This window comes from Sphingopyxis sp. LK2115 (genome assembly GCF_014595975.1).
Classification (GTDB): domain Bacteria; phylum Pseudomonadota; class Alphaproteobacteria; order Sphingomonadales; family Sphingomonadaceae; genus Sphingopyxis.
Window position 1 is genome coordinate 158,549 of record NZ_JABWGQ010000060.1, and the last position, 13,929, is coordinate 172,477.

General features: G+C 65.5%; 10 protein-coding genes. 9 read left to right on the forward strand and 1 reads right to left on the reverse strand.

Annotation, left to right across the window (positions count from 1 at the left end; translation table 11 throughout):
* The first annotated feature begins 78 nt into the window (after nucleotides 1–78).
* Both HUW43_RS14955 and clpA read left to right on the forward strand, forming a co-directional pair.
* Nucleotides 79–1,560, forward strand: coding sequence for an AMP nucleosidase (locus HUW43_RS14955; protein ID WP_188238144.1), 1,482 nt, complete (start codon nucleotides 79–81; stop codon nucleotides 1,558–1,560).
* A gap of 196 nt (nucleotides 1,561–1,756) precedes the next feature.
* The gene (gene clpA / locus HUW43_RS14960) at nucleotides 1,757–4,096 is read left to right on the forward strand and encodes an ATP-dependent Clp protease ATP-binding subunit ClpA (protein ID WP_188238145.1); all 2,340 of its coding nucleotides are present in this window, start codon (nucleotides 1,757–1,759) and stop codon (nucleotides 4,094–4,096) included.
* Between the two features lie 157 nt (nucleotides 4,097–4,253).
* On the opposite strand, the gene HUW43_RS14965 is transcribed toward clpA, so the two are convergent.
* The gene (locus HUW43_RS14965; RefSeq protein ID WP_188238146.1) at nucleotides 4,254–5,918 is read right to left on the reverse strand and encodes a long-chain-fatty-acid--CoA ligase; all 1,665 of its coding nucleotides are present in this window, start codon (nucleotides 5,916–5,918) and stop codon (nucleotides 4,254–4,256) included.
* A gap of 131 nt (nucleotides 5,919–6,049) precedes the next feature.
* Between HUW43_RS14965 and HUW43_RS14970 the strand changes: the two genes are divergently transcribed.
* The 7 genes from HUW43_RS14970 (at nucleotide 6,050) to sucC (ending at nucleotide 13,829) form a co-directional block, all read left to right on the forward strand.
* Nucleotides 6,050–6,580 carry a hypothetical protein gene (locus HUW43_RS14970; protein ID WP_188238147.1) on the forward strand — a complete coding sequence of 177 codons (531 nt, stop codon included), beginning with the start codon at nucleotides 6,050–6,052 and terminating at the stop codon, nucleotides 6,578–6,580.
* Between the two features lie 36 nt (nucleotides 6,581–6,616).
* On the forward strand, nucleotides 6,617–8,455 hold the full coding sequence (gene pabB, locus HUW43_RS14975; RefSeq protein ID WP_188238148.1) for an aminodeoxychorismate synthase component I: 1,839 nt from the start codon (nucleotides 6,617–6,619) through the stop codon (nucleotides 8,453–8,455).
* Between the two features lie 114 nt (nucleotides 8,456–8,569).
* A complete protein-coding gene (locus HUW43_RS14980) occupies nucleotides 8,570–9,781 on the forward strand; it encodes a pyridoxal phosphate-dependent aminotransferase (RefSeq protein ID WP_188238149.1) in 1,212 nt (403 codons plus the stop codon).
* A 368-nt stretch (nucleotides 9,782–10,149) separates the two neighbouring features.
* Entirely contained in the window at nucleotides 10,150–10,836 is a 687-nt protein-coding gene (msrA, locus tag HUW43_RS14985; RefSeq protein ID WP_188238150.1) for a peptide-methionine (S)-S-oxide reductase MsrA, read from the forward strand.
* Nucleotides 10,837–10,978: 142 nt separating this feature from the next.
* A complete protein-coding gene (bla, locus tag HUW43_RS14990; RefSeq protein WP_188238151.1) occupies nucleotides 10,979–12,151 on the forward strand; it encodes a class A beta-lactamase in 1,173 nt (390 codons plus the stop codon).
* Between the two features lie 7 nt (nucleotides 12,152–12,158).
* Entirely contained in the window at nucleotides 12,159–12,470 is a 312-nt protein-coding gene (locus HUW43_RS14995; RefSeq protein WP_223181568.1) for a hypothetical protein, read from the forward strand.
* Nucleotides 12,471–12,620: 150 nt separating this feature from the next.
* A complete protein-coding gene (sucC, locus tag HUW43_RS15000) occupies nucleotides 12,621–13,829 on the forward strand; it encodes an ADP-forming succinate--CoA ligase subunit beta (protein WP_188238152.1) in 1,209 nt (402 codons plus the stop codon).
* Nucleotides 13,830–13,929: the final 100 nt, after the last annotated feature.

A 13,929-nucleotide genomic window follows, 5' to 3' on the forward strand; every position in this document is an offset into this window, starting at 1 on the left:
TGATCCGGGATGATCCAGGAAGACCGATCAGGGGGGACCCTCTTTCCTTTTGTCACAATTTCGTGCAACAGCGTCGCGATGACATCCAGATCATCGCAAGAAACCGCCGATCCCGCCGCACGCGTCGACGCCATCATCGCCGAGCTTCAAACCGCGTTCCGCGCGTCGGTCGCCAACCTTAAATCCGCCATTGCCGCCTATGTTCGCGACCGCCGCCTGCCGCCCGCCGATGCCGCGGCAACGGGGCTGTTCGACTATCCCGCGATCCGCCTGACGACGACGGGCGAGCAGCGCGAGGGGCAGGCGGGGCATAATCTCTCCTTCGGCCGCTTCGAGCGCGCGGGCACCTTCGTCACCACGGTGACGCGCCCCGACCTGTTTGCCGATTATCTGCGCGAACAGCTGATGCTGCTTGCGCGCCATTATGACGTCGAGATCGAGGTGACGCGGACGGGGCAGCAGATTCCCTTTCCCTATGTGCTCGATGCCAGCGACGGTTCCGACATGGGCGGGGTCACCCCGCTCGAACTCGCGCGCCATTTTCCGACGACCGAACTCGCCGACATCGGCGACGAGCTCGCCGACGGACTGTTCGGGCTCGATCCGACCGAGCCGCAACCGCTCGCGCTATTCGATGCGCTGCGCACCGATTTCAGTCTCGCACGGCTGCGCCACTATACCGGCACCGCGCCCGAACATTTCCAGCGCTATATCCTCTTCACCAACTATCATCGCTATGTCGACGAATTCGTCGCCTGGGCGGGCGCGCAGGTGGGGCAGGGGCGCTATACCGCGCTCGCGGGCGCGGCGGGGCTCTATGTCGACCAGCCGGGAGTGAATGCGAGCGCGCTCGTCGCCGACAGCGCGTGGCGGCGGCACCAGATGCCCGCCTATCATTTGATCGCGCCCGACGGCGACGGCATCACGCTCGTCAACATCGGCGTCGGCCCGTCGAACGCCAAGACGATCTGCGACCATCTTGCCGTGCTGCGGCCCGAAGCCTGGCTGATGATCGGCCACTGCGGCGGGCTGCGCCCCAGCCAGCGGATCGGCGATTATGTGCTCGCGCACGCCTATTTGCGTGACGATCATATCCTCGACGGCGTGCTGCCGCCTGAAATCCCTATCCCGCCGATCGCCGAAGTGCAGCAGGCGCTGGCGAGCGCCGCCGAAAGCGTGTCGGGAACCAGCGGCGCCGACCTCAAGAAGCGGATGCGCACGGGCACCGTCGTCACCACCGACGACCGCAATTGGGAATTGCGCTACACCGACTCGGCGCTGCGCTTTTCGCAGTCGCGCGCGATCGGCATCGACATGGAAAGCGCCACCATCGCCGCGCAGGGCTATCGCTTCCGCGTGCCCTATGGCACCTTGCTGTGCGTCAGCGACAAGCCGCTCCACGGCGAGCTCAAGCTGCCCGGACAGGCGAACCGCTTTTACGAGGAAGCGATCGCCGCGCATCTCCAGATCGGCATCCGCGCGTGCGAAACGATGCGCGACGAAGGCGCCAAGCTGCACAGCCGCAAATTGCGTGCGTTCAACGAGCCGCCGTTCAGATGAGCGGCGGGGGCAACGAGCCGCCGTTCAGATGAGCGGCGGGGGCAACGAGCCGCCGTTTCGTTAACCATAACGCAAGCCTGTCATCATAATTTCACACGCGCTGCCGCTTTTCCCTTGCGGTGCGGCGACGGCATCGCCACCTTCTATTCCAAGGGGGCCGCTCTCCCCGGCCTGGTCCCCGCAAGGAGATAGACCCATGCCGTCCTTTTCGGAGAGCCTCGAAAAGACCCTGCATAACGCGCTGAAGGCCGCTTCGGAGCGTCACCATGAATATGCCACGCTCGAACATCTGCTGTTCGCGCTGATCGACGACGATCATGCCGCCGAAGTGATGCGGGCGTGCGGCGTCGCCCTCGGCGACCTGCAATCGGCCGTGGTTCATTATCTCGACACCGAACTCGACAGTTTGAAGGTCGAGGGCCACAGCGACCCTTCGCCGACGAGCGGTTTCCAGCGTGTCGTCCAGCGGGCGATCCTGCACGTCCAGTCGTCGGGCAAGGATGAGGTGACGGGCGCCAACGTCCTCGTCGCGCTTTTTTCGGAGCGCGAAAGCTATGCCGTCTATTTCCTTCAGCAGCAGGATCTGACGCGCCTCGATGCCGTCTCCTATTTGAGCCACGGCGTTGGCAAGGGCGGCAAGCCCGCTGCGCAGGCCGAACCGGAGGAAAAAGAGGAGGCGAAGGACAAGGACAGCGGCGGCAAGAACAAGAAGGAAACCGCGCTCGACCAGTTCACCGTCAACCTCAACGAAAAGGCAAAGACGGGCAAGGTCGACCCGCTGATCGGCCGCAGCGCCGAGGTCGACCGCACGATCCAGATCCTCTGCCGCCGCAGCAAGAACAACCCGCTCTATGTCGGCGATCCCGGCGTCGGCAAGACCGCGATCGCCGAAGGGCTCGCGCGCAAGATCGTCGAGGGCGACGTGCCCGAAGTGCTGTTGCCCGCGGTCATATATTCGCTCGACATGGGCGCGTTGCTTGCGGGCACGCGCTATCGCGGCGATTTCGAGGAGCGGCTGAAACAGGTCGTGACCGAACTCGAAGCCTTGCCCCACGCAATCCTGTTTATCGACGAGATCCATACGGTGATTGGCGCGGGCGCGACGTCGGGCGGCGCGATGGATGCGTCGAACCTCCTGAAACCCGCTTTGTCGGGCGGCGTGATCCGTTGCATCGGCTCGACGACCTACAAGGAGTTTCGCAATCATTTCGAAAAAGACCGCGCGCTGCTTCGCCGCTTCCAGAAGATCGACGTGATCGAGCCGAGCCTTGAGGACACCAAGAAGATCCTCGCGGGGCTGCGCGGCGCGTTCGAGGCGCATCACCAGGTGCGCTACACGCCCGACGCGATCAACGCCGCCGTCGACCTTTCGGCGCGCTACATCAACGACCGCAAGCTGCCCGACAAGGCGATCGACGTGATCGACGAGGTCGGCGCGATGCAGATGCTCGTCGCCCCGTCGAAGCGCAAGAAGACGATCACCGCGAAGGAGATCGAGGCGGTGATCGCGACGATGGCGCGCATCCCGCCCAAGTCGGTCTCGACCGACGACAAGGCGGTGCTCGCGAGCCTGGAGACCGACCTGAAGCGCGTCGTTTTCGGCCAGAACACGGCGATCGAGGTGCTGTCGTCGGCGATCAAGCTGTCGCGCGCAGGCCTTCGCGATCCCGAAAAGCCGATCGGCAATTATCTGTTCAGCGGTCCCACCGGGGTCGGCAAGACCGAAGTGGCGAAGCAGCTCGCGTCGATCATGGGCATCCCGCTCCAGCGCTTCGACATGAGCGAATATATGGAGCGCCACAGCGTCTCGCGTCTGATCGGGGCGCCGCCGGGCTATGTCGGTTACGATCAGGGCGGCCTGCTTACCGACGCGATCGACCAGAATCCGCATTGCGTGCTGCTGCTCGACGAGATCGAGAAGGCGCATCCCGACCTGTTCAACATCTTGCTTCAGGTGATGGATAATGGCCGTTTGACCGACCATCACGGCAAGACGGTCGATTTCCGCAACGTCATCCTCATCATGACGACCAATGCGGGCGCCAGCGACATGGCGCGCGAGTCGATCGGTTTCGGCCAGCAGACGCGCGAGGATGCGCAGGAAGAGGCGGTGAAGCGCATGTTCACTCCCGAGTTCCGCAACCGTCTCGATGCGATCGTGCCGTTTGGCTATCTGCCGCCAGAGGTCGTCGCGCGCGTTGTCGACAAGTTCATCCTCGAACTCGAATTGCAGCTTGCCGACCGCAACGTTCACATCCAGCTCGACGACGCGGCGCGCGAATGGCTGACCGGCAAGGGCTATGACAAACTCTATGGCGCGCGTCCGATGGGCCGGTTGATCCAGGAAAAGATCAAGCAGCCGCTCGCCGAGGAACTGCTCTTCGGCAAGCTGGTCCACGGCGGCGAGGTCAAGGTGAAGATGAAGACCGGCGAGGACGCCCATGTCGGCAATCCGCTGGCCTTTGAAATCACGCCTGCGGCGCCCAAGGGCGCCAAGGGCAAGGCGAAAGCCAGGCCGGCGAAGGCGACCGAATAGCGCGGCAGCGTTTCCGGCAGGATCGAAAGAAACAAGTATCCCCGCGAAGGCGGGGATACATCACCGACCGGTTCAAACTGGCACCGGCGGGACATGGGCGCGCGTCTTCGCGGGCCCGCACGCTTGTTTCAATGGGTCATGGTCAGGATCGTGGCGCTTACCCTGCCTCAGCCCGCAGCGCCTTGCGGTCGAGCTTGCCGATCATCGTCTTGGGCAGCGCGTCCCGCACCTCGACCGCGACCACCCGCTCATGCTTGCCGAGCTGCGGGTTGAGCCAGGCGGCGAGCGCGTCGCCGCTGATCTCGAACCCTTCCTCCAGCGTCACAAAGGCCTTGGGCGCCTCGCCGCGATAGGCGTCGGGCACGCCCAGCACGATCGCCTCCTTGACCGCGGGGTGCTCATAGAGATGCGCTTCGATCACGCTTGGATAGACTTTGAACCCGCCGACCGCGATCATGTCCTTCAGCCGGTCGACGATGCGGATATAGCCGCCGTCCTCGACCACCGCGACATCGCCGGTGCGCAGCCAGCCGTCGGCGGTGAAGCTGTCCTTGTCGGCGTCGGGGCGGTTCCAATAGCCCTGCATGACCTGCGGGCCTTTCACGGCCAGCTCGCCCGGCTCGCCTTCAGGAGCGTCCCTTGTCGGGTCTTCCTTGTCGAGCAGGCGGATGTGGGTTGCTGGCAAAGGCTGGCCGATCGTGCCGGGACGGACCGGGCCGTCATAGGGGTTGGTCGCGACGACCCCCGAACTTTCGGTCAGGCCATAGCCTTCGACCAGCGACGCGCCCGTTGCGGCGACGAACTTCTCGCGCAGCTCGGCGGGCATCGGCGCGCCGCCCGAGATGCACACGCGCAGCGAGGAAAAATCGGTGCGCGCCAGGTCGGGATGGTCGAGCAGCGCCTGATACATGGTCGGCACGCCGGGTAGCGCGGTCGTCTTTGTCCGGCCGATCGCCGCCAGCGCCTGCTTGGCGTCGAAACGCGGCAGCATGGTGATCGACCCGCCGTTGAGCACCGTGCGGTTGAGCACGCAGGTGTTGGCAAAGACGTGGAAGAAGGGGAGGACGCCGAGAATGCGGTCCTCCGCGTCATGGTCGGGGTCGATCGCATTCACCTGCCGCGCGTTGGCGGTCAGATTCTGATGCGTCAGTTTTGCGCCCTTCGGCGTCCCCGTCGTCCCGCCGGTATATTGGATCAGCGCGATGTCCTTTTCGGCATCAATGGCGACCGGTTCGGGCCGCCCGTCATTGTCGGTGAGCGCCGAGAAGCGAATGACACGCCGGTCGTTCGGCAGCGGCGCGACCTCGCGGCGCTTGAACAGGCGATAAAGCATCGCCTTGGTCCTGGGCAGACCGCCCGCGACCGAGCCGACGATCAGCCGCTTGAGGCTCGATCCGTCGAGCACTTTCAGCGCCGTCGGCAACAATGCCGCGGCGCTCAGCGTGAACAGCGTATCGGTGCCCGAATCCTCGACCTGCGCTTCCAGCTCGGCGACGGTATAGAGCGGCGAGAAGTTCACGACGGTCGCGCCCGCCATCAGCGCGCCATAATAGGCCGCGACATAATGGGGGACGTTGGGAAGGAAAAGTCCGATGCGGCTGCCCTTGCCCAGCCCCAGCTGCTGAAGTCCACGCGCGACGCGCGCCGCGCCGCGTGCGACCTCGGCATAGCCGAACTGCCGCCCCATGAAATCGAGCATCGGCGCGTCGCCTTTTCGCGCCACGCTCGCCGCGAGCATGTCGGGCAGCGACAGCGGCGCGAAGCTCTGGTCCCAGTCGGTGGGGTGACGATAATCGGTCGACCAGGAAAAGGGGCTGTCCATCGGGTGTGGCGATCCTATCGAGTGTTTTCTTACACTAAGGTCAGCAGGATGCGATTGGCAACCGCGCTTGCTTGCCGCGCGCCGCGGGGAAGGCTAGGCAGCGCAGATCGTCTTTGCACAGGGGCCTTGCCATGCCGCTATCGCGTTTCGCCATTCCGACTTTGCTCATTGCCTTTGCGCTCGCCGCGCCGACGGCTGCCCGGGACAAGGAATCGCCCGTGGCTCCGGCGCAGATCCGCGAACTCTATGCCTGTCGCGACATTACCGACGCCGCCCAGCGGCTCGCCTGCTTCGACCGCGAGGTCGGCGAACTCGCCGCAGCCGACGCGGCGCGCGAGATCAGCTTCACCGACCGCGAAACCGCGCGCAAGGCGCGCCGCGGCCTGTTCGGCTTTTCCTTTCCCAAACTCGGCGGCCTGTTCGGCGGCGACGAGGATGAGATCAGGGAGATCGAAACCACGATCCGTGCGGTCAGCATGAACCGGTCGGGCCTGTATACGCTGGTGATGGACGACGATGCGGTGTGGACGCAGATCGACACCACACGGTTGCCGCGTCAACCCAAGCCGGGACAGAAAGTGAAGATCAAGACCGCGAGCATGGGCAGCTATTTTGCGACGATCGACGGCGGCCGCACGATCCGCATGAAGCGCGACCGCTGATTGCGGCCGGACAGGGCGCGATGCACACGGGGCGGGATGGCGCACAGGATTCCCCTTCCGGGGCCGGATAGCCCGCCCTTCGTGCTGTTCGACGACGCGCGCGCCGACGGAGCGGTGGCGGCGCGGCTGTTCGTCGATCCGGTCGAGGTGCTGACCGCGGCAACGGCTGCCGACGTGCCCGCGTTGCTTGCGAAGCTGGAAGCCGCCGTGGCGCATGGCCTCTACGCCGCGGGCTTCCTTGCCTATGAGGCGGGGAAGGGGCTTGCGTCCGCCTGGCGCGGCGCGTTCGACGCGGCGCCCGGCGCCACGCCGCTTGGCTGGTTCGGCCTGTTCGCCAGGGTGCAGCGAATAGACGCCGGCGAGGTCGAGCGGCTGCTGCCCGATCCGGCATCGGCGTGGGTCGGCCGGGTGGCGCCGCGGATCGCGCGCGCCGACTATCTCGCCGCGGTCGAGGCGGTGCTCGCCTTTATCCGCGCGGGCGACATCTATCAGGCGAACCTGACCTTCCGCGCCGACGTGCCGGTGGCGGGCGACCCGCTGGCCGTTTATGCGCGGCTGCGGCGAACGGCGCGTGCAGGATATGGCGGCTTTATCTGGACGGGCGAACGGGCGATCGCGTCGCTTTCGCCCGAACTCTTCTTTGCGCTGCGCGGCCATGAGGTGATCGCGCGGCCGATGAAGGGGACCGCGGCACGGCACGCCGATGCCGCGGCCGATGTGGCGGCGGCGCGGGCGCTTGCCGACGACGCCAAGCAGCGCGCCGAAAATCTGATGATCGTCGACCTCATCCGCAACGATCTGTCGCGCGTTGCGGAGCCGGGTTCGGTCGCGGTGCCCGACCTGTTTCGCGTCGAAAGCTTCCCGACCATTCACCAGCTTGTATCCGATGTCGGCGCGCGCCTGCCCGCAGGTGCCGGGGCCGTCGACGTGCTGCGCGCCGCCTTTCCCTGCGGGTCGATCACCGGCGCGCCCAAGGTGCGCGCGATGGAAATCATCGACGCGCTGGAGGCCGAACCGCGCGATCTTTACACGGGGTCGATCGGCTTCATCGAGCCGGACGGCGATGCCGCGTTCAACGTCGCGATCCGTACGCTCGTCTTTCCGCCTGCCGATGCGCAAGGCGGGTTGCAGGACGCGGCGTCATGCGCCACGCTGGGCCTGGGATCGGGAATCGTCGCCGACAGCGTGCCGGGCGAGGAATGGCGCGAATGTCTGGCCAAGGGGGAATTTGTGGGCGCAGCGGGCGAGAGCTTCGACCTGATTGAAACCATGTTTTTTGATCCCGTGGACGGGATCCAGCGCCTTGAAGGGCATCTGGCGCGGATGAAGGCGAGCGCGGCGGCGCTCGGCTTTTCCTTTGATCGCCATGGCGCGCGCAACAGCCTGCAATCGGCGACCTTTCGCCTGCGCAGCACGGCGCGGGTGCGGATGCGGCTTGCGCCGTCGGGCGCGCTCGCGGTCGAAGTGTCGCCGCTGCCGCGCCTTTCCGATCTGCCGGTGCCCGTGGCGGTGCGCCCGGCGCCGATGCGGCCGGGCGATTTTCGCGTGGCGCACAAGACCAGCCTGCGCGCGCCTTATGATATTGCGCGGCGGAACAGCGGCGCCGCCGAAGTCGTGTTCGTCGACGAGCCGGGCTTTGTGACCGAAGGGAGCTGGAGCAACATTTTCGTCGAACGCGACGGCGTTCTGCTCACCCCGCCGCTCGCGCTCGGACTGCTTCCCGGCGTGCTGCGCGGCGAACTTATCGACAAGGGGCGCGCCGTCGAATCGCATTTGCGGCTTGCCGACCTCTCGGACGGCTTTTTTCTCGGCAACAGCCTGCGCGGCCTGGTGCCGGCGCGGCTCGCCGATCGTGCCGACAATGCGAATGGCTGAATCGCGCGTCGCATAGGAAATTATCGCGCCGCCGCCTTGCGATTCGCGAACGGACGCTTTAGGCGCGGCCGCGCGCAATTTTCTGTCAGTCCGCTCGCGAAGGAACGCCTCTCCATGTCGCTGAAGCCGCATATCTCCGCAGCCCTCGGGCGCATCCAGCCCTCCGCCACGCTCGCGATGACCGCGCGCGTCGCGAAGCTGAAGGCCGACGGCGTCGACGTCATCGGCCTGTCGGCCGGCGAGCCCGATTTCGACACGCCCGATTTCGTCAAGGAAGCGGCGATCGAGGCGATCCGCGCGGGACAGACCAAATATACGCTCGTTGACGGCACGGTGGCGCTCAAGGAAGCGATCCGCGGCAAGTTCCGCCGCGACAACGGCCTCGACTATGGGCTCGACCAGATCAGCGTCAATGTCGGCGGCAAGCACAGCTTGTTCAACGCGCTTGTCGCGACGGTGGACAAGGGCGACGAGGTCATCATTCCCGCGCCTTATTGGGTAAGCTATCCCGACATCGTCGCCTTTGCGGGCGGCACGCCCGTCTTTGTCGCCGCGTCGGCGGCCCAGCGTTACAAGATCACGCCCGAACAGCTCGACGCCGCGATCACGCCCAGGACGCGCTGGGTGATCTTCAACTCGCCGTCGAACCCGTCGGGCGCCGCCTATTCGCCCGAGGAACTCGACGCGATCGGCGAGGTGATCCGCCGCCATCCGCACGTCATGGTGATGACCGACGACATGTACGAACATGTCTGGTACGCCGATTTCGCCTTTGCGACGATCGCGCAGCGTTGTCCTGATCTGATCGACCGCATTCTCACCGTGAACGGCTGTTCCAAGGCTTATGCGATGACCGGCTGGCGTATCGGCTATGCGGGCGGCCCGGCCTGGCTTATCAAGGCGATGGGCAAGCTTCAGTCGCAGTCGACCTCGAATCCCTGTTCGATCGCGCAGGCCGCCGCCGTCGCCGCGCTTGGCGGGCCGCAGCAGTTCCTCGACGATCGCAACGCAGCGTTCCGCAAGCGCCGCGACATGGTCGTCGCGATGCTCAACGACGCGCCGGGGCTGAGCTGCCCCGTCCCCGACGGCGCCTTTTACGTCTATCCCGATGCTTCGGGCTGCATGGGCAAGAAAACCCCGTCGGGCCAGCTGATCGACAGCGACGAGGCGCTGATCGACTATTTCCTCGATTCGGCGCGCGTCGCCGCGGTGCATGGCGCGGCCTTCGGCCTGTCGCCCGCGTTCCGCGTTTCCTATGCGACCTCTGAAACGGTGCTGAAGGAAGCTTGCGTGCGCATCCAGCAGGCGTGCGCGGCGCTCAGCTGAAGGCGCATAGACTGTCTCCGGTCACCCCGGCGCAGGCCGGGATGACAAAGCAACGTGCGATATTTATACCGATCGGTCTTGAAATCGTTGCGGCGGCGTCTATTTGAACCTGAACCACGGTTAAGCGCCCGGTTCACCGGATGGTAAGCGATTGCGGCTACAGTGACTTCGCTCACTGCACGGATGATCGGGGCGCGTCATATCGTCGGTGTAACCAGGGCGGCCACGGCCGCGAAACAGATATAATGACACGAGGCTCCCATGCTCTCCATGCTCCGCTCCGACTGGTTTCTGACCATGCTCGCCGGCTTTGCGATCGGCGCGACCTATATCGTGCTGAGCCAGTCGGCGTTGCCAGTTGCTTCATAATGCCGTGGCGCGGCCGCCCGCTGCTGCGTGCGCTCATGGCGCTCGCCCCGGCGGCGCTGCTCGCGCAATGCGCGCCTGCGCAGGCCGAAAATGTCGTCAAGCTCCCCGCCGCGCTGATCGACCCCGCCGTGCCCGCGAAGCGAGCGACCGCGGTGCTCGCGGGCGGATGCTTCTGGGGCGTCGAGGGCGTCTTTGCGCATGTGAAGGGCGTGATTTCGGTCGAATCGGGCTATCATGGCGGCAGCGCCGCGACCGCCCGATACGAGTTGACGCACGACGGCACATCGGGCCACGCCGAGGCTGTCCGCATCGTCTATAATCCTTCGCAGGTCAGCTATGGCACCCTCCTGCGCATCCTCTTTTCGGTGATCGCCGACCCGACGCTCAAGGACCGGCAAGGCCCCGACGTCGGTTCGCAATATCGCGCCGCGATCGTCCCGCTCGACGCGATGCAGCGCCAGGTCGCGGCCGCCTATCTGGCGCAGATCGGCCGTGGCGGATATTTCGCCAGGCCGGTGATCGTGCCGATCGAGCGTTACAAGCGCTTCTATCGGGCCGAAGCGAACCACCAGGATTTCATGCGCCGCCATCCGCGCAACCCCTATATCGTCCGCTGGGATGCGCCCAAGCTGGCGGCGCTCAAACGGCTCTTCCCCGACAGGGTGCGCGCGACGCCCGCGCCTTGACGCGACGGCCCCCATGGTTCCACAATTGGTCGCGGCGAAAGAATCGTTCGTCGCAAATCGCTGGTCCGGCGCGGATCGCTGCGCGACCAAAAGGGCAACCAACGGGGTTGGGACATAGACAGGTCGCGTGCGCGGGGTTCGAATGAAGATTGAGTTTTCCGGCAGGCCGCTCCTCGCGATGGCGATGAGCGCCGCGGTGCTCGCCGGCTGCGTCAGCAGCGCCGCCGTCATCCCGCTACCGCGCGCGCAGGCGTCGGCCCCGCAGCAGCCGCAATCGCAGCCGCAGGCGGTTCGCGGGCCGTCCGGATCGGTGACGGTGCCGATCGGCCAGCCCGTTTCGTCGGCCATGCCGCGTCCCGCCGGACCGCTCGATCCCGGTTTTCGCCGTGCCCCCGCCGGATTGCAGGACCGTATCCATATGTTGTGGCGCGCCTTTCCGGGCAAGGCGGGACTCGCCGTGCAGCGGATCGACGGCGAATGGACCGTGTCGCAACGCGGCGGCGAGCTGTTTCCGCAGCAGAGCGTTTCGAAGCTGTGGGTCGCGCTGACCGTGCTCGACGCGGTCGATCAGGGGCGGATGACGCTCGATCAGCGCGTTCGGATCGGGCCGGAAGATCTGACGCTTTTCTATCAGCCGATCGCATCGCGCGTCCGCGCCGAAGGGTCGGTGACGATGAGCGTCCGCCAACTCATCGAGATTGCGATCACGCAGAGCGACAATACCGCAAATGACAGTCTGCTGCGCACCGTTGGCGGCCCCGACGCGGTGCGACGCTTCATTACGAAGAAGGATCTGGGCGCGATTCGCTTTGGTCCTGGCGAGCGGCTGCTCCAGGCGGGGACCGCGGGGCTGAAATGGCAGCAGGCCTATTCGGTGGGGAGCGCCTTTCAACAGGCGCGCGCCGCGCTGCCCGATGCGACGCGCCGCGCGGCGCGCAACGCCTATCTGGCCAATCCGCCCGATGGCGCCAGTCCGGCGGCGATCGCCAACGCGTTGACGCGGCTTGCGCGCGGCGCGTTGCTGTCGCCCGAATCGACCGAATATCTGCTGGGGGTGATGAGCCGGACCAAGAGCGGCCCGCGGCGCCTGAAGGCCGGGTTGCCCCCCGATTGGAAGTTCCTGCACAAAACGGGCACGGGACAGGATTACAAGGGTGCGACCGCGGGTTACAACGACGTCGGCATCGCTACCGCCCCGGATGGAACGCGCTATGCCATTGTCGTGCTGCTCGGCGACACGAGCGCGCCGGTGCCCGCGCGCATGGAATTGATGCAGGCCGTGTCGCGCGCCGTCGCCGAATATCACGGCAAATGACGCGGCGATGAAAAGCGCCATGCTTCCGGTCGCCGCGCTGGCATGTCTCCTGTCGGCATGCGCAACGCCCGAAGCGCGGCTGCGCACGGGGCTTAACAATGCCGGCCTGTCGAAAGCGATGTCGGCGTGCATGGCCGAACGCATGGTCGACCGGCTGTCGCTGCTCCAGCTCCGCCGCCTTGCCGCGCTCGGCAGCCTCAGGGACAAGCATATCACCGACTTGTCGCTATCGCAGTTCCTGCACAAGGTGCGCGCGCTCAAGGATGCCGAGATATTGGCGGTGTCGACCAGTTCGGCCGCGATCTGTGCGGTGCGCTAGCCCGTTGTCGCCGGGATAACGGAAGGGAAAGATGACCGGTTTCCCGCGAAAGAATCTCTTGGCGCGGCAGGGGTAGCCTTGCCGCGCAACTTGGCTTATGCGGCGCCAAACTTCACCCTCGTCACAGAGTCGAAAGGCCCGGCAGACCTCATGAACATTCACGAATATCAGGCGAAAGAACTGCTCGCGAAATTTGGCGTCGCGGTGCCCAAGGGCATCGCTGCGATGAGCGTCGAGGAAGCCGTTGCGGCGGCAAAGCAGCTTCCCGGTCCGCTCTATGTGGTGAAATCGCAGATCCACGCGGGCGGCCGCGGCAAGGGCAAGTTCAAGGAACTCGGCCCCGACGCCAAGGGCGGCGTGCGCCTCGCCAGGAGCATCGAGGAAGTCGAGAGTCATGCGAAGGAGATGCTCGGCAACACGCTGGTGACGATCCAGACCGGTGAAGCCGGCAAGCAGGTCAACCGGCTCTACATCACCGACGGCGCCGACATCAAAAAGGAATATTATCTCGCGCTGCTCGTCGATCGCGCTTCGAGCCGCATTGCCGTCGTCGCCTCGACCGAAGGCGGGATGGACATCGAAACCGTCGCGCACAACACGCCCGACAAGATCCACACGATCACCATCGACCCCGCAACGGGACTGATGCCGCACCACGGCCGCAGCGTCGCCGCGGCGCTGGAACTCGAAGGCGACCTTGCCAAGCAGGCGGCCAAGGTGCTCGCCGGGCTTTACGACGCCTTCCTTGCGACCGACGCCGAGCAGATCGAGATCAACCCGCTCGCCGTCTGCGACGGCCCGAACGGCGACGAGCTGCTCGTGCTCGACGCAAAGCTCGGCTTTGATGGCAATGCGATGTTCCGCCACAAGGACATCGCCGAGCTGCGCGACCTTACCGAAGAAGATCCGGCCGAGGTCGAGGCGTCGGAATATGACCTCGCCTATATCAAGCTCGACGGCAACATCGGCTGCATGGTGAACGGCGCGGGCCTGGCGATGGCGACGATGGACATCATCAAATTGAACGGCGCCTTCCCGGCGAACTTCCTGGACGTCGGCGGGGGTGCGAGCAAGGAAAAGGTCACTGCGGCGTTCAAGATCATCCTGAAAGACCCGGCGGTCGAGGGCATTCTCGTCAACATCTTCGGCGGCATCATGAAGTGCGACATCATCGCCGAGGGCATCGTCGCCGCGGCGAAGGAAGTGAATCTGTCGGTCCCGCTCGTCGTCCGGCTCGAAGGCACGAACGTCCAGCAGGGCAAGGACATCCTGGCCAATTCGGGCCTGCCGATCGTGGCGGCCAACGACCTGGGCGACGCGGCGAAAAAGATCGTCGCCGAGGTTGCCAAGGCGGCGTGATGGTCAGGCCCTCTCTCCTTCGGGAGAGGGGATAGCGGACCACTGGTTGACGTTTACGTAAACGCCAATTATGGCGCAGTGCACAATTTGCTTGAGAGGA